This window comes from Micromonospora sp. SCSIO 07396, from assembly GCF_053667945.1.
Genome location: NZ_CM132210.1, coordinates 5096885 through 5116694, shown reverse-complemented (window position 1 = coordinate 5116694; position 19810 = coordinate 5096885). Strand labels below are relative to the sequence as shown.

At 73.0% G+C, this 19810-nt stretch carries 21 protein-coding genes and 2 tRNA genes; 11 read left to right on the top strand and 12 right to left on the bottom strand.

What is annotated here, in order from left to right; genetic code table 11:
* Positions 1-3: 3 nt before the first annotated feature.
* Both ACWCHM_RS21940 and ACWCHM_RS21935 read right to left on the bottom strand, forming a co-directional pair.
* Positions 4-852: a MurR/RpiR family transcriptional regulator gene (locus ACWCHM_RS21940; RefSeq protein ID WP_454219637.1), complete on the bottom strand. Its 849-nt coding sequence runs from the start codon at positions 850-852 to the stop codon at positions 4-6.
* Positions 853-932: 80 nt separating this feature from the next.
* A complete protein-coding gene (locus tag ACWCHM_RS21935; protein ID WP_454219636.1) occupies positions 933-1973 on the bottom strand; it encodes an LCP family protein in 1041 nt (346 codons plus the stop codon).
* 125 nt (positions 1974-2098) lie between these two features.
* Here ACWCHM_RS21935 and ACWCHM_RS21930 point away from each other — a divergent pair, with 125 nt between their 5' ends.
* The 3 genes from ACWCHM_RS21930 to ACWCHM_RS21920 all read left to right on the top strand — a co-directional run bounded on the left by ACWCHM_RS21930 (position 2099) and on the right by ACWCHM_RS21920 (position 4518).
* Positions 2099-2932 (top strand): O-methyltransferase, encoded by an 834-nt coding sequence (locus tag ACWCHM_RS21930; RefSeq protein WP_454219635.1) that lies wholly within the window; start codon positions 2099-2101, stop codon positions 2930-2932.
* Positions 2933-3075: 143 nt separating this feature from the next.
* Positions 3076-3393 (top strand): hypothetical protein, encoded by a 318-nt coding sequence (locus ACWCHM_RS21925; protein WP_088641769.1) that lies wholly within the window; start codon positions 3076-3078, stop codon positions 3391-3393.
* A gap of 63 nt (positions 3394-3456) precedes the next feature.
* Positions 3457-4518, top strand: a complete 1062-nt coding sequence (locus ACWCHM_RS21920) for an expansin EXLX1 family cellulose-binding protein (RefSeq protein WP_454219634.1) — start codon at positions 3457-3459, stop codon at positions 4516-4518.
* A gap of 157 nt (positions 4519-4675) precedes the next feature.
* On the opposite strand, the gene ACWCHM_RS21915 is transcribed toward ACWCHM_RS21920, so the two are convergent.
* The 4 genes from ACWCHM_RS21915 to bcp form a co-directional block, all read right to left on the bottom strand.
* Positions 4676-5203 (bottom strand): N-acetyltransferase family protein, encoded by a 528-nt coding sequence (locus tag ACWCHM_RS21915; protein ID WP_454219633.1) that lies wholly within the window; start codon positions 5201-5203, stop codon positions 4676-4678.
* A gap of 85 nt (positions 5204-5288) precedes the next feature.
* Positions 5289-5363 (bottom strand) — tRNA-Leu (locus ACWCHM_RS21910).
* Positions 5326-5919 (bottom strand): HNH endonuclease, encoded by a 594-nt coding sequence (locus tag ACWCHM_RS21905; protein WP_454223136.1) that lies wholly within the window; start codon positions 5917-5919, stop codon positions 5326-5328. Before ACWCHM_RS21905 ends, ACWCHM_RS21910 begins: the two co-directional genes overlap by 38 nt.
* Positions 5920-5998: 79 nt before the next feature.
* Positions 5999-6475 carry a thioredoxin-dependent thiol peroxidase gene (gene bcp, locus ACWCHM_RS21900; protein WP_454219632.1) on the bottom strand — a complete coding sequence of 159 codons (477 nt, stop codon included), beginning with the start codon at positions 6473-6475 and terminating at the stop codon, positions 5999-6001.
* A gap of 250 nt (positions 6476-6725) precedes the next feature.
* On the opposite strand from bcp, the gene ACWCHM_RS21895 reads away from it, so the two are divergent.
* From ACWCHM_RS21895 to ACWCHM_RS21880, 4 genes are read left to right on the top strand one after another with little or no spacing between them, the layout of a single operon-like run.
* Positions 6726-7445, top strand: coding sequence for an energy-coupling factor ABC transporter permease (locus ACWCHM_RS21895; protein WP_145918134.1), 720 nt, complete (start codon positions 6726-6728; stop codon positions 7443-7445).
* Positions 7442-7855 carry a PDGLE domain-containing protein gene (locus tag ACWCHM_RS21890; RefSeq protein WP_204956655.1) on the top strand — a complete coding sequence of 138 codons (414 nt, stop codon included), beginning with the start codon at positions 7442-7444 and terminating at the stop codon, positions 7853-7855. Before ACWCHM_RS21895 ends, ACWCHM_RS21890 begins: the two co-directional genes overlap by 4 nt.
* A 14-nt stretch (positions 7856-7869) precedes the next feature.
* The gene (gene cbiQ, locus ACWCHM_RS21885; RefSeq protein WP_204956656.1) at positions 7870-8640 is read left to right on the top strand and encodes a cobalt ECF transporter T component CbiQ; all 771 of its coding nucleotides are present in this window, start codon (positions 7870-7872) and stop codon (positions 8638-8640) included.
* The gene (locus ACWCHM_RS21880) at positions 8637-9401 is read left to right on the top strand and encodes an energy-coupling factor ABC transporter ATP-binding protein (RefSeq protein ID WP_204956657.1); all 765 of its coding nucleotides are present in this window, start codon (positions 8637-8639) and stop codon (positions 9399-9401) included. Before cbiQ ends, ACWCHM_RS21880 begins: the two co-directional genes overlap by 4 nt.
* 18 nt (positions 9402-9419) lie before the next feature.
* Here ACWCHM_RS21880 and ACWCHM_RS21875 read toward each other — a convergent pair whose 3' ends face one another.
* The 3 genes from ACWCHM_RS21875 to ACWCHM_RS21865 are packed head-to-tail and all read right to left on the bottom strand — an operon-like array spanning position 9420 to position 11744.
* Complete coding sequence (locus ACWCHM_RS21875; RefSeq protein ID WP_454219631.1) at positions 9420-10514, bottom strand: hypothetical protein; 1095 nt, start codon at positions 10512-10514, stop codon at positions 9420-9422.
* Complete coding sequence (locus tag ACWCHM_RS21870; RefSeq protein WP_204956659.1) at positions 10511-11227, bottom strand: DsbA family protein; 717 nt, start codon at positions 11225-11227, stop codon at positions 10511-10513. Before ACWCHM_RS21870 ends, ACWCHM_RS21875 begins: the two co-directional genes overlap by 4 nt.
* Positions 11214-11744: a MauE/DoxX family redox-associated membrane protein gene (locus ACWCHM_RS21865; protein ID WP_454219630.1), complete on the bottom strand. Its 531-nt coding sequence runs from the start codon at positions 11742-11744 to the stop codon at positions 11214-11216. Before ACWCHM_RS21865 ends, ACWCHM_RS21870 begins: the two co-directional genes overlap by 14 nt.
* Positions 11745-12096: 352 nt before the next feature.
* On the opposite strand from ACWCHM_RS21865, the gene ACWCHM_RS21860 reads away from it, so the two are divergent.
* Together ACWCHM_RS21860 and ACWCHM_RS21855 are read left to right on the top strand one after the other, a co-directional pair.
* Complete coding sequence (locus ACWCHM_RS21860; RefSeq protein ID WP_454219628.1) at positions 12097-13752, top strand: copper resistance CopC/CopD family protein; 1656 nt, start codon at positions 12097-12099, stop codon at positions 13750-13752.
* Between the two features lie 17 nt (positions 13753-13769).
* Complete coding sequence (locus ACWCHM_RS21855; RefSeq protein ID WP_454219627.1) at positions 13770-14504, top strand: YcnI family copper-binding membrane protein; 735 nt, start codon at positions 13770-13772, stop codon at positions 14502-14504.
* 218 nt (positions 14505-14722) lie between these two features.
* On the opposite strand, the gene ACWCHM_RS21850 is transcribed toward ACWCHM_RS21855, so the two are convergent.
* Positions 14723-16003: a glycosyltransferase family 87 protein gene (locus ACWCHM_RS21850; RefSeq protein WP_454219626.1), complete on the bottom strand. Its 1281-nt coding sequence runs from the start codon at positions 16001-16003 to the stop codon at positions 14723-14725.
* 73 nt (positions 16004-16076) lie between these two features.
* Between ACWCHM_RS21850 and orn the strand changes: the two genes are divergently transcribed.
* Positions 16077-16667, top strand: a complete 591-nt coding sequence (gene orn, locus ACWCHM_RS21845; protein WP_088641757.1) for an oligoribonuclease — start codon at positions 16077-16079, stop codon at positions 16665-16667.
* Positions 16668-16766: 99 nt separating this feature from the next.
* Positions 16767-16839 (top strand) — tRNA-His (locus ACWCHM_RS21840).
* A 197-nt stretch (positions 16840-17036) separates the two neighbouring features.
* Here the strand turns inward: ACWCHM_RS21840 and ACWCHM_RS21835 are convergent.
* Positions 17037-18329 (bottom strand): L,D-transpeptidase, encoded by a 1293-nt coding sequence (locus ACWCHM_RS21835; protein ID WP_281900123.1) that lies wholly within the window; start codon positions 18327-18329, stop codon positions 17037-17039.
* A gap of 172 nt (positions 18330-18501) precedes the next feature.
* Positions 18502-19776, bottom strand: a complete 1275-nt coding sequence (locus ACWCHM_RS21830) for an Ig-like domain-containing protein (RefSeq protein WP_454219624.1) — start codon at positions 19774-19776, stop codon at positions 18502-18504.
* Positions 19777-19810 lie beyond the last annotated feature (34 nt).

Sequence of the window (19810 nt, the reverse complement as noted above, 5' to 3'; positions counted from 1 at the left end):
CTCTCAGCCGAGGAACAACTGACGGCGGGCGGCGGACGACTCGAACGCCTCCAGGCGGCGCTGGGTCTGGATCGGGGCGGCGTCGCAGATCGCCTGGAGCACCACCATGGCCAGGGTCATCGGGGCGGTGTGCAGGTCGAAGACGAGGTCGGTGCCGACGGCGGCGGGGAGCACCAGTTCGGCGTACTCGGTGGCGGGGCTGACCGGGGAGTCGGTGATCGCGACGACGGTGAGGCCGGCGTCGCGGGCCGCGCGCAGCGCGTCGAGGGTCTCCCGGGGGTAGCGGGGCAGCACGAAGGCGAGCAGCGCGTCCGCCCCGGCCGAGGCGGCCTGTTCGAGCCGGTCGGTGAGCAGGCTGCCACCGTCGTCGAGGACCCGGACGTCGGGCAGCACCTTGGCGGCGAAGTAGGCGAAGTAGGCGGCCAGCGGCGCGGCGGCCCGCAGGCCGAGCACCGGCAGCGGGCGGCTCGCCGCGAGCAGCCGGCCGGCGGCGGTGATCTTGTCCCGGTCGGCCAGTTCGCCGGCCAGCCGGTCCAGGTTCGCCATCTCGGCGCGTACCGCGCGTTGCAGTTCGTTGCCGTCGTCGGCGCGGCCGTCGGGGCCGGCGGTCAGCTCGCGTAGCCGGCGGCGCAGCGCCGGGTAGCCGTCGTGGCCGAGCGCCACGGCGAACCGGGTCACCGACGGCTGGCTGACCCCGGCCAGCTCGGCCACCTCGGCCGCCGACAGGTAGGCCACGGTGGCGGCGTGCTGCACCAGGCAGTGTGCGATGCGCCGCTGGGTGGGGGTGAGCCGGACCCCGTGGAACAGGTCGAGCAGCCGGTCCGGTGGCGCGGCGACGGCTCCTTCATTCATGCCGCGACTCTATGCATGAAAAATTTCAGAGGCAAGCACTGCCTTCCCGCCCGGAGGCGATCACCGGGTTGACGCCGGGCTCAGCGGGCGGCGCGGACGATCTCGGCGGTGGCGTCCCGGCGGACCGCGTCGTAGAACGCCTCGGCCCTGCGCTCGTCGGCGAAGACCACGCTCTCGGTGCCCACCCGGCCGGTGCCCCGCGACGGGCTGGTGACGAAGGTGAGGTTGCCGCCGCGCAGGCCGCGCAGCTCGGTCGCCAGCTCCAGCAGCGACATCTCCCGGTCGACGGAGACCGACGCCGAGGCGGCCCGGACGAAGTCGTTGAGCTTGCCCGGACTGGTCAGGATGCCGCCGCCGGCCGCCTTGTCGAGGATCGCCCGGATCACCTGCTGCTGGTGCCGGATCCGGGCGAAGTCGCCGTCGGGGAACTGCTTGCGCTGGCGGGAGTAGTCCAGCGCCGTCGCCCCGTCCATCGTCTGCCGACCGGCGGGGAAGGTGCGCAGCGGCGGATGGATCGAGGTGAACCGGTGGTCGACGGTGATGTCCACCCCGCCCAGGGCGTCGATGATCTCCTGGAAGCCGGCGAAGTCGACCACCGCCACGTGGTCGACGTGGACCCGGGTGAACTCCTCGACGGTCTGCACCATCAGCGGGATGCCGCCCCAGGCGTACGCCGCGTTGATCTTCGCGGTCCGGCCGCCGTGCCGGCCGTCCGCCGACCGGGGTACGCGGACCCAGGTGTCCCGGGGGATCGACACGAGCTGAGCGCTCTTCCGGTCCTTCGGTAGGTGGGCCAGGATGATCGTGTCGGTACGGGACCCCTCGGTCCGCTCCGGGTCCCGCGAGTCGCTGCCCAGGATCATGATGTTCATGGCGTCCCGGGCGACCACCGGCGGCCGGTCCTGCGTCGGCACGCCGGTGAAGGCGTCCACCCGCTCGACGTCGTTGTCGACCGAGCGCAGATAGAGCGCGCCCGCGCCGACGCCGCCCGCCCCGAGCAGGGCCAGCGCCAGCAGCACGATCAGCGCGATCCGCCAGCCCCGCCGACGCCCCGGCGGCGACCCCGGGGCGTCGGCGGACGGGGTCGCAGTGGGTTCCGAAACGTTCTCACCTGCGGGCACGGCCGCATGTTACTGAGCCGTCACCCCGTACGGCAGCCCGCGTACGCCCGACGGCCCGAGGCCCGAAAAGCCGCCGTACGCTGGACGTTCAGCCGCCCGTCACCTGCGGCTGGTAGAACCGCGCCGTGGATGCGACGAGACTGCGCCGGGCCATCGCCCGCACCCCGCTGGCACCGGTGGCCGCCTTCCCCGGGCGGCTCGCCCGGGTCGCCCGCTACGACGCGAAGGTGCTGCGCACCTCGGCCCGCTGGCTGGCCACCTCCCGGGAGCACCACAACTACACCTACGACCTCACCCGGCTCAGCCGGGAGCACCTGACCTGGTTCGTCAGCGTGGTCTGCGACGTCCCGGTGGCCCGGGTCCGGAGCTACCTCACCGAGATCACCGGTGACGCGGCGCTGCGCCGGCACATCGAACAGACCACCGCCCGGTCCGCCCGACGCGGCCTGGCCGACCGCCGGGTCCACTACGCCCGCCGGGTCGGCTGGTACGCGATCGTCCGGGCCACCCGGCCCACCCACGTCGTCGAGACCGGCACCGACAAGGGGTTGGGCAGTTGCGTCCTGGCCGCCGCCCTGCTGCGCAACGCCGCCGAGGGGCACTCCGGCCGGCTCACCTCGCTGGACGTCAACCCCGAGGCCGGCTACCTGGCCCGCAGCGCGCCCTGGTCCGACATGGTCGACCTGGTGGTCGGCGACTCGGTCACCGCGATCGCCGCCCTGGAGCGGCCGGTCGACCTGTTCCTGCACGACAGCGACCACAGCCACGACCACGAACGCCGCGAGTTCGACGCCGTCGAGCCGAAGCTGGCCCCCGGCGCGATCCTGCTCACCGACAACGTCACCACCACCGGGGTGCTCGCCGAACACGCCGAACGCACCGGCCGCCGGTTCCTCGCCTACCGGGAGACCCCGCTCGACCACTGGTACCCCGGCGACGGCATCGGCGTCGCCTGGTGAGGCCCGACCGACGGTGACCCGGGCCGGACCAGGCCCCGCCGCTGCGGCACCCGGCCGAGCCGTACTCCGCCGGTCGGGTGTTGCCCCCGGGCCGGTCGTGGATCGATGATGGTCGAACCGTCACCCTCGACGCAGGAGCCGGCATGCAGGTACTCCACCACCCCCGCGTGGCCTGGGACATGGCCCGCCTGATCGTCTCGGCCGTCCCCGACGACCGACTCTTCGACTGGTTGTGCGCCGAAGTCGGCGCGCTGCTCGGCCCCGAACACGCCGGCTCCCTCCAGGACACCCGGCGACGGCTCCAGCCGTGGGCCCGGACCACGCCCGAGGCTGCCGCCGTCGAAGCCGGCCGCTGGCGGGTCCGCCTGGAGGACCTGCTGCGCACCCGGCCGGAGACCGCCGAGCCGCTACGGTCGCTTACCGTGATCGCGTCGGGCCTCCACCGCAACCGGATCGGCTGACCGGCTTAGCTTTCGCTTAGCCCGCTTGTCCCCGGGGCGTCCCCTGCGGCAGCATCGGTCGGCGTGACCGACGGCAGCGTGTCCCAGGAACCCGACCCCGGGCCGCGCGGCGACGCCCCCGCCGGGCGTCGCCGCGCCCGGGGCGGCGGACGTCGCCGCTGGCTGGCCGCCGGTGGCGTCGCCGCGCTCGCCACCGTGCTCGGGCTGAGCCTCGCGCTACGCTCCGGAGCCGCCCCCGCCTGTGCCGCCCCGCCGGCCGGGCTGGCCGGTGCCGGGCCGGTCGCCGCCGGGCCGCTGCCACTGGCGGCCCCACCCACCGGCAGTACGGTCCACAAGGGAAAAGCCACCTTCTACGACTCGAAAGGGGCCGGCGGGAACTGCTCCTACCCGTCCGCCCCGGCCGACCGGATGTACGTGGCCCTCGGCCCCACCGAGTACAGCGCCGGTGCGGCCTGCGGCGGGTACCTCGACGTCACCGGCCCCCGGGGCACCGTCCGCGTCCTGATCATGGACCAGTGCCCCGAGTGCGCCCCCGGCCACGTCGACCTCTCCCGCGAGGCGTTCGCCCGGATCGCCGACCCGGTGCAGGGCATCGTCGGGGTCAGCTACCGCGCGGCGGTCGACCCGCCACTGTCCGGCCCGCTCACCTTCCGGATCAAGGAGGGCGCGTCGCAGTACTGGTTCGCCGTGCTGGTCGCCGGGCACGGCAACCCGCTGCGCGCCGTCGAGGTACGCCAGGGCTCCGGTGTCTGGCGTACCGCCGCCCGGCAGGACTACAACTACTGGCAGATCGACTCCGGAGCCGGGCCCGGCCCGTACGCCGTCCGGGTCACCGACGTGTACGGCCACCGCGTCACCGCCAGCGGCGTCACCATGTCCCCCGGCCGGGTCCAGCGCAGCACCGTGAAGATGTACGGCGGCAGCGCCCCCGCCGCGCGGAAGAACCCGACCAGCCGGCCGTCCTCCCCGAGCCCCGGCGCCACCCCGAGCCGGGCCACCGTCAGCCCGTCGACGGTCGCCCCCACCAGCTCGCCCGGCACACCGCAGGTCAGCGCCCCACCCGCGCTCGCCGCGTCGGCGGAGCCTGGCACTGGCCGACCTGTCGACTGCGCGTCCCGGGGCTGACCCCCACCGGTCTTACCATCGTCGCTGCCAGCCTCGGCCCGGTCCGTGCGGAAGCGTCCTCCACCGGGCGTCGCCCGAGCGACCCGTCCGTCGGGAGCGGGATCCGCCGGACGTCGCCGGTCGACCTGGTGCCGGTCGAGCGCGGTCCGTCGGACGGTCAGGCCGGGGTGTCCAGGTCCCGCCACATGAGGATCTCGTCGCGGTCGTCGCCGGCTGCCACCCGCAGCGCGCCCGGCAGTCGGCCCACCTCCCGGTAGCCGAGCCGGTCGTAGAACCTCTCCAGGCCGAGCCCACCGCGTACCGTGACGTGCAGTGCCCGCCAACCCAGCTCGGGCGCGCGCCGGGCGGCCTCCCGCATCAGGGCCTGCCCGTGGCCGCACCCCTGGGTGGCCGGGTGCACCATCACCCGCTTGAGGACGCCCCAGTGCGCCTTCAACCCGAACCGGTTGTCGGCGAGGAACAACACCGCGACCGGTCGGTCGGCCGCGTAGCCGACCAGCATCCGGTCCGGACCGTCGGTGACGGCGGCGAAGGTCGCCTCGGCGACGGGACGTACGTCGGCAGTGGTGACCGGGGCGACGAAACCGACCGCACCGCCGGCGTTGGTGACGTCGACCCAGAGGGCGACGATCTGCTCGCGCAGGGCGGGGGTGAGGTCGGGGTCGAGGACGAAACGCAGGCTCACCCTGCCGATCCTGCTGCGCCGACGCGTCGTACGCCCGCGATCGTGACCCTCCCGACAGCCGGAGAACCGGCTGCCAGAGGTTGAGTAGGGCCGACGGGACTCGAACCCGCACTGATGCGGACCTAAACCGCATGCCTCCTGCCATTTGGGCTACGGCCCCTCACCGTGTACACCGTCACCTTCCAGGGCCATTGCGTACGGCGGCGCAGCCGTCTGCCGATCGGGAAACCGGTGGGTGTCACAGCCTTCGCATCGTAGACCACATCCGGCGGGGACACCGCCGCCCGGTTGGAACCGGCGTAGGTGGCCGTCTGGCTGTGGCAGTTCGGGCAGAGAAGCCGCAGATTGCTGGGTTGGTTGTCGAGGAAGTCGCCATTGATGTGATCAACGTGCAGTGTCAGCGGCCTACCTTGCCAGGTGGCCTCGACTCCGCACGCCTCGCATTCCTCCGGCAGCCCGATGGCGGCCAGGGCCCGTTTGAGGCGAAACCCCGGGACCCTCCGCCCCTCTGCACGTTTGATCAACAGTTGCGTCAGGGGAGTGCGGACTCCCCGCCCACCCTTGTTGTGCAGTTGGCCGGTGAAGTGTGACGTGTCAATGCCCAACCGCTTGAGCTGACGGCTGATGTGCGCATGTGAACCACCGCTGAACCTGATCCCGAGAATGCGCAGGACGTCGGCGATGCTGCGGGACTCCGCAGCCGCCTGGGTGAGCATCTCCGGTGTGTACTTGTAACGACTCATGCGCAAAAAGTAGCGGCGAGGTCCGACACCCTCGGCCGCCGGCCGGACGCGTTCAGTCGAGGCCGAGGTCGCGGCGCAGCTTGGCGACGTGGCCGGTGGCCTTGACGTTGTAGAACGCGTGCTCGATCTTCCCGTCCGGGTCGATGACGAAGGTGGACCGGATCACCCCGGTCACCGTACGGCCGTAGGACTGCTTCTCGCCGAAGGCGCCGTACGCGGTGAGCACCGCCCGGTCGACGTCGGCGACCAGCGGGAAGGTGATGGCGTCGCGCTCGCGGAACTTCGCCAGCTTGGCGGGCTGGTCGGGGGAGATGCCGACCACCTCGTAACCGGCGGCCTGGAGCGAGGCGAGCGAGTCGCGGAAGTCGCAGGCCTGCTTGGTGCAGCCGGGGGTCATCGCGGCCGGGTAGGCGTACAGGATGACCCGGCGACCGCGCAGCGCGGCGAGGGAGAGCGTCTCCCCGGTGTCGGTGGGGAGGGTGAAGTCGGGGGCGGGGTCGCCGGGGGTGAGCCGGTCGGGCGCGGTCATGGCGACGACCCTACCGCCGGGCTGCGCCGCCCCGGCCGATCCCCGCCGGGACACCCGGGGTGTTCCCCCGCCGCCCGGCACTGCCCGGTGCGGCGCGCGCCCGTCCCTGCGTTCCCGCAGCGTGCGGGACGGCGGCCGGTGAGGGGCCCGGCGGTGGCCCGCTGGTGAACAACGCCATGCCTTGTTGCCGCATCTTGGCAACAACCCGGGCCGGGAAATAGGCTGGGCCTGCCGGCCGACTGGAGGTCATGTGGAAACCCTGGCGATGCACATCTCGAACGGCATCATCAACGGTCCGGTCGCGGGGATCTTCGCCGCCGTCGCGTTGGCCGCCCTGACCTTCTGCGTGCTGCGCGGCCGGCGTGACCTGGACGACCGGCTGGCGCCGATGGCCGGCCTGGTCGCCGCGTTCATCTTCGCCGTGCAGATGCTCAACTTCCCGATCTTCACGGCCGGGGTCTCCGGTCACCTGCTCGGCGGCGCGCTCGCCGCCCTGCTGGTCGGCCCCTGGGTCGGCGCGCTCTGTGTCTCGGTGGTGCTGATCGTGCAGGCCCTGGTCTTCGGTGACGGCGGCGTCGCGATGCTCGGCCTGAACATCACCAACATGGCGCTGCTCGGCACCGCCGCGGCGTACCTGCTGATCGCCGGCCTGCTGCGGGTGCTGCCCCGCACGCCCACCGGCCTGGCCGTCACCGCCTTCGTCTCGGCGCTGGTCAGCGTGGTCGTCGCCTCCCAGGGGTTCGTCGTGCAGTACTGGCTCGGCGGCACCACCGACCTGGGCGGCAACCTGACCGGCCTGGCCGGCACGATGGCCGGCGTCCACCTGCTGATCGGCATCGGTGAGGGGCTGATCACGGCGACCACCGTCGCCACCGTCGCCAAGGTCCGACCCGACCTGGTGTACGCGTTGCGCGCGCTCAAGCCGGCGACCGCGCCGGCCCCCGTCCCGGCTGTCGGAGGTGCCCGGTGAGGAAGCGGTCCTGGGGTTTCGTGGCGGCCGGCCTGCTGGTCGCCCTGGTGCTGGCCGGCGTGGTCAGCAACTACGCCTCGTCGCACCCGGACGGCCTGGACTCGTCGCTGCTCAAGGGCTGCACGGTCAACGCCGACGACGAGATCACCGGCGGTTCCTGCCCGGCCCAGCAGGCCAGGGACCACGAGTTGGCGGACAGCCCGCTCGCCGACTACGGCATCCGGGGCGTGGACAACGGCTTCCTCTCCACCGGCCTGTCCGGGGTGGCCGGGGTGCTGCTCACCTTCGCCGTCGGCGGCGGCCTGTTCTGGCTGCTGCGTGGCCGCCGCCCGGCCGGCGGCGACGGCCAGCCGGCCGGCACCGACGGCGGCGCGCGTGACGACCGGCAGCCCGCCGGCACCGCCGGCTGACCGGGCGGTACGACGTGGGTGCCGGACACGCGCATGTGCTCTACCGGGACACCCCCTCCCGGGTGCACCGGCTGGCACCCGAGGTGAAGATCGCCGCGATGGTGCTGTTCACCATCGCCGTGGTGGCCACCCCGCGCGAGGCGTTCTGGGCCTTCGGCGGCTATGCCCTGCTGGTCGCGGTCGTCGCCGCACTGGCCCGGGTCGGCCCGCGCTGGCTGCTGCTGCGCGCCACGATCGAGGTGCCGTTCGTGCTGTTCGCGGTCGCCCTGCCGTTCCTCGGCGCGGGTCCGCGTACCGAGTTCGTCGGGTTGAGCCTGTCGGTGGACGGCCTGCACGGGGCGTGGAACATCGTCGCCAAGGGCACCCTGGGGGTGCTCGCGTCGCTGCTGCTGGCCGCCACGACCACCACCCGGGACCTGATCGTCGGCCTGGACCGGCTGCGCTGCCCGCAGATCATCACCCAGATCGCCACGTTCATGCTGCGCTACCTCGACGTGCTGGTCGGCGAGGCCCGCCGGATGCGGGTGGCCCGGATCTCCCGGGGTGACGACCCGCGTTTCCTGTGGCAGTTGCGCGGCTTCGCCGCCGGGGTGGGCGCGCTGTTCCTGCGGGCCTTCGAGCGGGGTGAGCGGGTCTACCTGGCGATGCTCTCCCGGGGCTACACCGGGCGGATGCCTGCGGTCTGGCAGGGTGCCGGGGCGGCGACCGCCGGGCAGTGGGTGGCGGCGGCGACCGTGCCGCTGGCGGCGGTGACGATCGCCGCCACCGCCGTCGTCCTGACATGATCGGGTACGTGCAGACCGCTGTCTCCCTGGACGTCCGTGGCGTCCGGTACGCGTACCCGGACGGTCACGTCGCCCTGGCCGGGGTGGACCTGGCCGTGCCGCGCGGCGGGCGGGTGGCCCTGCTCGGCCCGAACGGCGCGGGCAAGACCACGCTGGTGCTGCACCTCAACGGCATCCTCACCCCGTCCGAGGGGTCGGTGAGCGTGGGCGGGCTGACGGTGTCCCGGGACCGGGACACCCTGGCCGAGATCCGCCGCCGGGTGGGCATCGTCTTCCAGGACCCGGACGACCAGCTCTTCCTGCCCACGGTCGCCGAGGACGTGGCGTTCGGCCCGGCCAACCTGGGGCTGCGCGGTGCCGAGCTGGCCACCCGGGTCGACGAGGCGCTGACCGCGGTGGGGATGGCCGAGCACCGGGACCGCGCCCCGCACCACCTGTCGTTCGGGCAGCGGCGTCGGGTGGCGGTGGCCACCGTGTTGGCGATGCGCCCGGAGATCCTGGTCCTCGACGAGCCGTCGTCCAACCTGGACCCGGCGGCCCGCCGGGAGCTGGCCGGGATCCTGCGCGCCCTGCCGGTGACGCTGCTGATGGTCACCCACGACCTGCCCTACGCGGCGGAGCTGTGTGAGCGGGCGGTCATCCTGGACGCCGGGCGGATCGTCGCCGACGCCCCCACCGTCGACCTGCTCGCCGACGCGGACCTGCTCTCCCGCCACCGCCTCGAACTGCCCTACGGCTTCCACCCCCGACCGATCGGCTGACCACCGCCGGCAGGCGGGTCAGCTCCGGGCCGGTTCGACGGCGGGCCGGGGCACGGCGGCGCGGGCGGCGGTGTGCAGCCGGAGCAGGCCGGCGGCGACCGCCCCCACCCCGGCGACCAGCACCCCGGTCAGCAGCACCCGTGCGACGCCGCCCGACCACGGCACCGGGGCGACGGCGCGGGACAGCACGGTCAGGTTGGCGACGCCGACGAACAGGGCCAGGCACGCGCCGGCCAGCGCGAGCACGAAGTCGGCGGCGGGCCGGCGGGTCAGCGCCCACCCCCCGGCGGCCACCGCGCCCAGCCCGGTCAGCAGCGGCCACAGCTGCCCGGCGGCCAGCCCGAGCAGCACCCCGCCGACGCCCTGCGCCCCGGCGTCCAGCTCGCGGCCGAGCACCAGGGCGACGGCGGCGGCCCCGCCGACGGCGAGCACTCCGCCGACGCCGCGCAGCGCCCGGGTTCCGGCGGGTGTGCCGGCCGGCAGCAGCCCGGCCGCGCCGACCAGCAGCGCGCCGAGGGCGACGGCCACCCACCACGGGTACGGGTCCGGCGGCGGCACCCAGTCGAGGGTGCCGCGCAGCTCCACCGGCTCGCCGCCGTCGCGCAACGGCACGACCCACTCCCGGACCCGGTGTTCCCGGCCGGGGTCTGCCGCCACCGGGGCGGGCACCCCGGACTCCCGCCACAGGGCCCGCTGGTCGTGCCAGCGGACCCGCCTGTCGTCGCCGATCCTGCGCCACTGCGGGGCGGCGGCCGGGTCGGCGGTGGCGGGCAGCGCGGTGTCCCCGGCGAGGGTGCGGTTGAGGTACGTGGCGGGAGAGCGGACGTTCTCGTACACCCCGCCCGGCCCGACCCGCAGGTACGGCTCCCCGGAGTAGCCGATCACCTCGACGTCCCGGTCGGAGTGGTTGACCAGTTCCAGCCGGGCACCCGCCTCGACGGCCCGGACGGTCAGCCCCGGCCGGGCCGGGGTGATTCCGGTCACCGTGGTGCGGTAGTCGGTGCCGTCGGGGGCGTCCGCCCCGTGCGCGTACGCCGGTACGGCGCAGCCGAGCAGGCCGAGCAGGACGGCGGTGACCAGCAGGACGGCCCGCCGCAGGGGTGCCGGGTTCACTTGCCGGCCGCCTCCACGGCCGTGGTGATTCCGGCCGGGGTGCGGTCGGACACGACGGTGCCGTTCACCTTGAGGGTCGGGGTGCCGGTGACCCCGGCCTTGCTGGCGTCGTCGGTGACGTGTTCGGTCCACGCCGTGTAGGTCCCGTCCCGGACGCAGGAACCGAAGTCGTCCTTGTTCAGCCCGACGCCCGCGCCGATGTCGATCAGCTGGTCGTTGCTCAGCCCGGCACCGCCCTCCGGCGGCTGCTGGGCGAACAGCGCGTCGGTGAACTCCTTGAACTTGCCGCCCTTGGCCGCGCAGCCGGACGCGGCGGAGGAGCGGGTGGAGTATTCCGTGGTGGAGAACCGGTTGAGGTAGGCGACCGGGTGGAAGACCACCCTGGCCTTGCCGGCGGAGACCAGCTGGTTGATGGTCTCCCCGCTGGCCTCCTGGAACTCTTTGCAGACCGGGCAGAGGTAGTCCTCGTAGAGGTCGATGGTGACCGGTCCGGTGCCGATCACGACGCCGGTTCCGGCGTCGTTCGTGCCGGGCGGGGCGGTGAAGGTGTCCGACTTCTGGCTGGAGTAGACGCTCCAGCCGATCAGGCCGGCGACCACCAGCACCACCACCGCGCCGACGGACGTCCAGAGGGTCCGCTTGCGGCGTTTCTCCCGGGCGATCTGCTCGCGGACCACCCGCGCGGCCTGGTTGCGTCCCTTACGACTGCTCATCGTCGTCCTCCACGGATGGGTCGCCCGCGAGCCAGCCGTCCACCGAGAACGGGGTGCGGGGCCAGATCAGCAGGAATCCGGCCAGGGCCAGGAATCCCAGGTCCCGGAGGATCTCCGGGAGGTAGCTCGGGGACTGGCCGGCGGCGAGCTGCCCGCCGCTGCCGAAGCACCCGCAGTCGATGGCCAGGCCGCGGGCCCAGGCCGAGGCGATGCCGGCGACGAAGACCACCAGCAGCACGGCGGAGATCCCGGCGCCCAACCGGGTGGCCAGCCCGGCGAGCAGCAGCAGGCCCAGCGCCAACTCCACGAACGGCAGCGCGGCCCCGATCGCCGTCGCCACCTCGTAGGGCATCACCTGGTACGCGTTGACGGCCCGGCCGGAGGCGGCGAGGTCACCGACCTTGGTCGCGCCGGCGTACAGCCAGACGGCGGCCAGGCCGAGCCGGGCGACGACGCCGAGCCAGGGGCGGACGAGCGGCCAGCGGCCGGCCGGGGTACGCGTGGTGGTCACGTTCATTGGTCGTCCCACCCGGCTCGCGGGTTCCCCGGGGTGACCGGTCGCCGGGTGGCCGGCCGGGGCACCGGGGGCCGGTCGGGGCCGGGCGGTGGTCCGCTACGGCCGGTGGCGCAGGGGTCGCGGTGAGCGGGGATCACGTCAAGCCAGGCTACGCGGCGTGGCGGGAGCGGGCAGGGTCGTTCGGCCCTTTCCATGGTCCCGCTCACGCCGGGAACTTTTTCCCCCTACCGGACGACTACCTGGTCATGACGCCCCACCACCTGCGGCAGGCCCCCCGGCCGCCGTGGTCGCCCCGTGCCGTCGCGGGGTGGCCGGGTGGGCGTACCGGCCCGTGGTCAGCGAGCATGGCGGGATGAACGCAGTCGATCGTCGCCGGCTGGCCCGGCTGGGGGCCGCCGCCGGCCTGCTGGTCACCCTCGTCGCCCTGCTGCTCGCCCCGGCCGGTCCGGCGAGCGCCCACGCCGTGCTCTCCAGCAGCAGCCCGGTGGCCTCGTCCGTGGTGCCGAGCGCCCCGTCGGAGGTGGTGCTGACCTTCAGCGAGTCGGTCCGCAAGGTGCCCGACAAGGTGCGGGTCATCGCCCCGGACGGTTCCCGCGCCGACCGGGGTGAGCCCCGGTTCGAGGGCTCGGTGGTGACGATCGGGGTGGACCCGGCCGGGCCGCAGGGCACCTACCTGGTCAGCTACCGGGTGATCTCCGCCGACAGCCACCCGGTGTCAGGTGCGTTCACCTATTCGGTGGGTGCGCCGTCGACGCCGCCGACCGACGCCGGCTCGGACAGCCGGGCCGACCCGGTGGTCGGCGTGGGCGTGAAGGTGGCCAAGTACCTGGGGTACGCCGGCCTGCTGCTGGTGGTGGGCCCGGCGCTGGTGCTCGCCGCGCTCTGGCCGCTGCGGCTGTCCCGGCGGGGGCCGGCCCGGCTGCTCTGGTCCGGTGTGGGGCTGCTGGCCGTCGCGACGGTCGTCGAGGTGTGGATGCAGGTGCCGTACACCGCCGGTGGGGGGCTGTTCGACGTCACCGGCGAGGGTCTGTCCGAGGTGCTGGGCAGCGGGTACGGCACCACGCACCTGATCCGGCTGGGCCTGCTGGCGGCGGCGGTGTTCCTGCTCCGGCCGCTGACCCGGGGGCCGGTGGGGCGTACCGACGGGATCATCCTGACCGCGCTCGGGGTGGCCGGGTTGTTCACCTGGCCGCTGGCCGGGCACCCGGCGGCCTCCCCGGCCCCGGCGGTGTCGGTGCTCGTCGACGCGGTGCACCTGGGCAGCATGGCGGTCTGGCTGGGCGGCCTGGTGATGCTTGCCGGGTTCCTGCTGCGCCGGGCCGACGAGCGTGAGCTGGGGGCGATCCTGCCGATCTGGTCCCGCTGGGCGGCGCTGGCGGTGGCGGCGTTGCTGCTGGCCGGCGTCGTGCAGGGGTTGATCGAGGTGGCCAGCGTCGAGGCGCTCACCGGCACCACGTACGGTCGGCTGCTGCTCGCCAAGATCGGGCTGTTCGCGCTGGTGGTGGCCGTGGCCGCGTACTCCCGACAGTTGGTGCGCCGGCGGACCGCGGCGGCCCGGCCGCTGCCGGTGCGGCGCGCGGTCTGGGTGGAGTTGGCGGTCACCGCGGTGATCCTGGGCGTGACGGCGACCCTGGTGCAGACCCCGCCGGCCCGAACCACCGTCGACGGGGGGTCCGGTGCCGACGCCGGCTACTACTCGACCACGCTGACCAGCCCGCTCTACTCACTGCAGGTGGAGCTGGACCCGGCCGAGCGGGGCAACAACTCGATGCACCTGTACGCCTACACGCCTGACAACCGGCCGCAGCCGGTGGTGGAGTGGAAGGCCACCGCCGCGCTGCCCTCGGCCGGTGTCGAAGCGATCGACATCCCGCTGCTCAAGCTCACCGACAACCATGCGACCGGGGAGTTCAGCTTCCCGTCGGCGGGTGAGTGGCAACTGCGTTTCACGGTCCGTACGTCCGACATCGACCAGGCCACGGTGACCGCCACCGTGCCGATCAAGTAGAGAAGGGCCCGTCCCCGATGATCCGTCTCCGGCGCTCCGCATCCGCCGCCGCGCTCACCCTCGCCGCCGTCACCGCCACGGTGCTCGGCTTCGCCGGGCCGGCCGCGGCGCACGTCACGGTCAACCCGAAGGAGGCGACCCAGGGCAGCTACGGCCGGTTCGCCATCCGGGTGCCCAACGAGAGCGACACCGCGTCCACCGTCAAGATCGAGGTGAACCTGCCGGAGAACGCCCCGGTCGGCTCGGTTTCCACGATGCCGGTGCCGGGGTGGACGGTGGCGGTGGAGAAGCGCAAGGTGGACCCGCCGATCGAGGTGCACGGCAGCCAGCTCACCGAGGCGGTGTCGAAGCTCACCTGGACGGCCGCCGCCGGTGGCGGCGTCAAGCCTGGCGAGTTCCAGGAGTTCCCGATCTCGCTGGGTCCGCTGCCGCAGGTGGACAAGATGGTCCTCAAGACGCTCCAGACCTACTCCGACGGCAACGTGTCGCGCTGGATCGAGGAGCCCACGCCGGGTGCGGAGGAGCCGGAGAACCCGGCGCCGGTGCTGACCCTGACGGCGGCGGCCGGGTCCCCCTCGGCGGCCCCGGCGGCGGCGGGCGCGCCGGCCGCGAAGGACGACGACGATGACGACGACTCGGGTTCGACGGCGGTCGTGCTGGGTGTCGCCGGTCTGCTGGCCGGGCTCGGTGGGCTGGCCCTGGGCGGGTTGGCCTTCGCCAGGACCCGGCGGGAGTCGATGCCGAAGCCCTGAGGCGTACCACCCGCACCGGCCCGTCGGACCCGTCCGGCGGGCCGGTCGCGTCGTGCGGGGCCGTCGGACGGGCCCGGACGCGGTGACGGCCCTCCGCGCTGCCGACGCGGAGGGCCGTCTCACCGGGGGATCGGTGTGCCGTGGGGTCGTGACCGACTGAGACCAGATTAGCGCCAAAGGTCGGACAAGGGAATATCTGTCCTATTGGTGCTGCGGGCCTATTGGTGCTGCCGGCCGGCGGCCGGCACGGGCTCCTGCTCCCGGCTGCGCTCCCGGCGGACCGGCAGCAGCACGAGCAGCAGCAGCGCCAGCAGCACGTACGCGTTACGCAGCAGGAACTCCCAGGGGGTGTCCGTGCGGGCCGGCGCCACCCCCCAGTCGTAGAACGAGACCACCCCGTAGACGATCACCAGGCCGGTGCCGGTGGCGAGGGTGAGCAGCCGCCGCCGACGTCGCGCCCCCGCCGGGGTCTCCGGGTCGGCGTCGAGCGCGGCGTCCACCAGCACCACCACCGCCGGGATGAACCAGTAGATGTGGTGGGTCCAGGTGATCGGGCTGACCAGACCGCCGACCAGCCCGGTGAGGGTGAGGCCGGTCAGCCAGTCGCCGGCCCCGGCGGCGCGGGCCGCCCGCCACAACCCGTACCCGAGGATCGCCACGACCAGCACCAGCCAGAGCAGCCGGTTCGGCTCCTGCGGCGCGTCGATCCGGCTGAGCAGGCCGAACAGCGACTGGTTGCCGGTGTAGTCGGTGCGCCCCACCCGGTCGGTGGCCCACAGCTCGTGGGTCCAGAACCGCCACGAGTCGCGGGGGGCCACCGCGGCGGCCAGCAGCGTCGCCGCTGCCGCCGTGACACTCGCCACCACGGCCGCCCGCCACCGCCGGGTCACCAGCAGGTAGACGATGAAGATGCCCGGGAACAGCTTGAGCGCCGTGGCCAGCCCGACGCCCACCCCGGCCCAGCGTCGTGCCTGCGGTACGGCGAAGAGCAGGTCGGCCAGGATCAGCACCACCAACAGCATGTTGATCTGACCGAAGGTGATCGTCTCGCGGGTGCTCTCCACCGCGAAGACCAGCAGCACCGCCACGGTGAGCGCGTACCTGCGGTGCAGACCGTGCCGGGCGATCACCGGCAGCACCAGCCAGCGGGTGGTGACCACGACGGCGACGCAGGTCAGCGCCGTGAAGATGACGATGGTCAGGCCCAGCGGCAGCACCCCGAACGGCCGCAGCAGCAGGGCGCTGAACGGCGGGTACGTGAAGTACAACTCACCCTGAACCCGGTCGGGCTGCACGTAGTCGTAGAGCGGATGCCCGGACGCCCACCAGTCCATCGCCCGCATGTAGATCTTCAGATCGAAGAAGTCGTGCACCAGGCCCGGCAGGTAGAGCGCCGGCAGCACGGCCGCCAGCGCCAGCACCGTGACGACCCGGCGGACCGTACGACTTCGCTGGTCCTCCGGGGTGGTGACGGGGGACGCGACGGATTCGGCGGGCACGGGGAAACCCTAGCGGTCCCACCCCGCGACAGTGCCGAGGCGCGGGGACCTGGGCTGCGCGTAGTCTGTTCCGGTGGCTGACCTTCTCGTCTGGATCGACTGTGAGATGACCGGGCTCGACCTCGGCAGCGACAAGCTGATCGAGGTGGCCGCACTGGTCACCGACCCCGACCTCAACGTGCTGGGGGAGGGTGTGGACGTGGTCATCCACGCCGACGAGGCGGCCCTGGAGGCGATGCCGGAGATCGTCCGCACCATGCACGCCAAGTCGGGTCTCACCGAGGAGGTACGCCGTTCCACGGTCACCCTCGCCGAGGCCGAGGACCTGGTCCTGGAGTACGTCACCAGCCACGTGAAGGACCCGCGCACCGCGCCGCTGTGCGGCAACTCGATCGCCACCGACCGGGGCTTCATCGCCCGGGACATGACCCGGCTCGACGCCCACCTGCACTACCGCATGATCGACGTGTCGTCGATCAAGGAGCTGTGCCGGCGCTGGTACCCCCGGGTGTACTTCGGCCAGCCGCGCAAGGGGCTGGCGCACCGGGCCCTGGCCGACATCCGGGAGAGCATCCGCGAGCTGGAGTACTACCGGCGCACCCTGTTCGTGCCGCTGCCCGGCCCGGACGTCGAGACGGCCAAGGCGATCGCGGCGCAGCTCTAGGCAGGCGCCCACCGAGGGGCGGAACCCGCTGGACGGGCCCCGCCCGGGTGTGGCTATTATTAGTCCGCACCCGCCCGGGAGACCGGCGCGGACGGCATGGTGGCTGTAGCTCAGTTGGCAGAGCACCGGGTTGTGGTCCCGGTTGTCGTGGGTTCAATTCCCATCAGTCACCCAGTTGGTGGATCTGCTCCACCGCAGCTCAGGCCCCCTCAGTCGAGGGGGCCTGAGTCGTTCCGGGGGAGAACCGGGGGCTGGCCCGGCGGGCGTCACACCCCGCACGTGGACCGGCCCCCGCCTGGTGGCGGGGGCCGGTCGTGGAAGGTCGGTGCGTGCCTGTCGATCAGGACCCGGCTGGCCGGCTGCGGTCGGTCAGGGGGTCGGCTCGGCGCTCGGCTCCCCGGTGGCGTCGGGCGAGGCACCGGCGTCCGGCTGCCCGGCGTCCGGGTCGTACGGCAGGGCGCTGCCCTTGACGTACTGGTCCCAGCTCATGTTCCAGTCGGTCCAGCCGTTGCCGTTCTGGAGCTTGCGCTCGGTGCCCTTGACCGTGATCGGGTCACCGATCTTGGTGTTGGCGAACAGCCAGGCACCGTCCTTCATCGACACGTTCACACAGCCGTGCGAGACGTTCGTGGTGCCCTGCTGCCCCTCCGACCAGGGGGCGGCGTGGATGAACTCGCCACCCCAGGTGAGCCGCTGGGCATAGTCGATCTTGGTGCGGTAGCCCTCCTCCGGACCCAGCTCCTCCATCGTGTCGAAGACCGTCTTGCGCAGCTTCTCGATCACCACCATCGTCCCGCTGGACGACGGGGTGCTCTTCTTGCCCAGGCTGACCGGAATGGTCTTGACGACCTTGCCGTCCTTGGTGACGGTCATCCGCTTGGTCTTGTTGTCGACCTGCATCACCACCGACGGGCCGATCTTGACGTCCACGCTCAGGTCGGCCCGGCCGTACCAGCCGTCGCCCATCGGCAGCCCGCCGGCCTGCACCCGGTACGAGACCGTCGTGCCCGACTTCCAGAACTCCTTGGGCCGGTAGCGGACCTCGGTGGGGCTGACCCAGTGCCAGACACCCTCCTGGGCCGGGGTGCTGGTGACCGTCATCCGGCGCTGCACGTCGTCGCGGTAGTCCTCCGGGACGGCCCGACCGAACTTCACGACCAGCGGCATGCCCACGCCGACGACCTGGTTGTCGCCGAGGAAGCTGGTCACCCGCACCTGCTTGTCCGGCTTGGCCATCACCGTGAAGGTGCTGGTGGCCGTGGCCGGCTTGCCGTCCTCACCGGTCGCCGTGACGGTGGCGGTGTACTTCTCCCCGTACTCCAGCGCGCCGGCGGGCAGCCAGCTCGCGCCGTCCGCGGCGAGCTTGCCCTCGACGGCCTTGCCGGCGGCGTCGGTGAGCGCGACGGTGGCGTCCTTCGCGTCCTTGGCGGTGAAGACGATGCCGGTCGAGGCCGGGACGTCGGTGGCGTCGGCCTTCGGTTCGGTGATGGTCGCGCTGGCCTTCGGCGCGGTCTGCTCGCCGCCGCCCTGCCAGCTCGACGGCTTGTCGCCGCCCGAGCCCGTGCAGGCGGAGGTGAGGGCCAGCGCCGCGGCGAGGACCCCCGCCGCGAGCACCCGGCGTCGACCGGTACGCCCGGTCAGGTGGTCCTGGACAACTCGCATGATTCCCTCACAGTCGTGGTCCCCGATGTCCCATCGTCCCTCACAGACGCGGCGGCACGCCCGTCGGTTGCGAACGGTGAACTGAAACACGCCGCCGGGCGGGACGCGACCACGCCGGGTAATCAGCCCGTCCCGGTCCGGGTCGGCGCGGCGCGCCGACCCGGACCCGGGGTCAGACCAGTGGACCCGAGCCGCCCTGCGGCACCGGCACCGCGCTGCCCTTGACGAAATCCGCCCAGGTCATGCTCCACGCCGTCCACCCGTTGCCCGGTTCGAGCTTGCGCGGGGTGCCCTTGACCGTGATCGGGTCGCCGACCTTCGTCTGGGAGAAGAGCCACTTGCCCATCGCCATCGACACGTTCACGCAGCCGTGCGAGACGTTCCGCCGGCCCTGCACCCCCTCGGACCACGGGGCCGCGTGGATGTACTCGCCGCCCCAGGTCAACCGCTGAGCGAAGTCGATCTCGGTGCGGTACTGGTTGGCCGGGTCCGGCTCGTCCATGGTGTCGAAGACGGTCTTCTCCTTCTTCTCCATCACCACCATCGTGCCGCTGGAGGAGGGCGTGCTCTTCTTGCCCAGGCTGACCGGGATGGTCTTGACCAGCTGGCCGCCCTGGAAGACCTCCATCTGCTTGGTGGCGTTGTCCACCTTCATCTCGAAGGCCCGCCCGATCTTGGCGGTGGCCGACCGGTCCACGTTGCCGTACCGGCCGTTGCTCAGCGGAATCCCGGCCAGCGCGATCCGGACGCTCAACGTCGTCCCCGGCTGCCAGTACTCAGGCGCCCGGTAGTACGCCTGCGTGCCGCTGGAGACCCAGTGCCAGGCCCCCGGCTGCGGCGGATCGGTCTTGACGAACATCCGCTTCTGGACGGCCGCCCGGTCCTTCTTCGGGATACCCGGGCTGAACTCGGCCACCACCGGCATGGCCACGCCGTACGTCCGGTCGTCGAAGAGGTACAGGCCGGAGCCGATCATCGACTTCGGCTTGGCCATCGTGGTGAACGTGCTCACCCCCTGCCGGGGCTGACCGTCCGCGCCGGTGCCGGTCACCGTGGCGGTGTACCTGGTGTTGTACTTCAGGGCCGACGACGGCACCCAGGAACTGCCGTCCAGACGCATCTTTCCGCCGACCTGCTTGCCGTCACCCGTGGTGAGGGTGACCGAGGAGACCTTTCCGCCGCCCGGGAGGTCGGCGCTGATCTCGGTGCTGACCGGCCTGCTCTTCGCCCCGTCCGCCGGGCTGACCGTCAGGCCGTCCGCCACCGGTGCCGACGGTGACGCCCCACCGGACTGCGCCGGGGTCACCGCCTCGGTGCTCGGCGAAGCCCCGGTGCCGCCGACGAACTCGGCTTCCTTCTTCTGGTCGCCGCCGCAGCCGGCCAGAGCCAGCGACGCCGCCAGGACGAGAGCGCCCGCCATCGCCCCGCCCCGCGTGAACCTGCCCATCCCCACCTCTGTTCTCGCGTACCTGGCGGACATC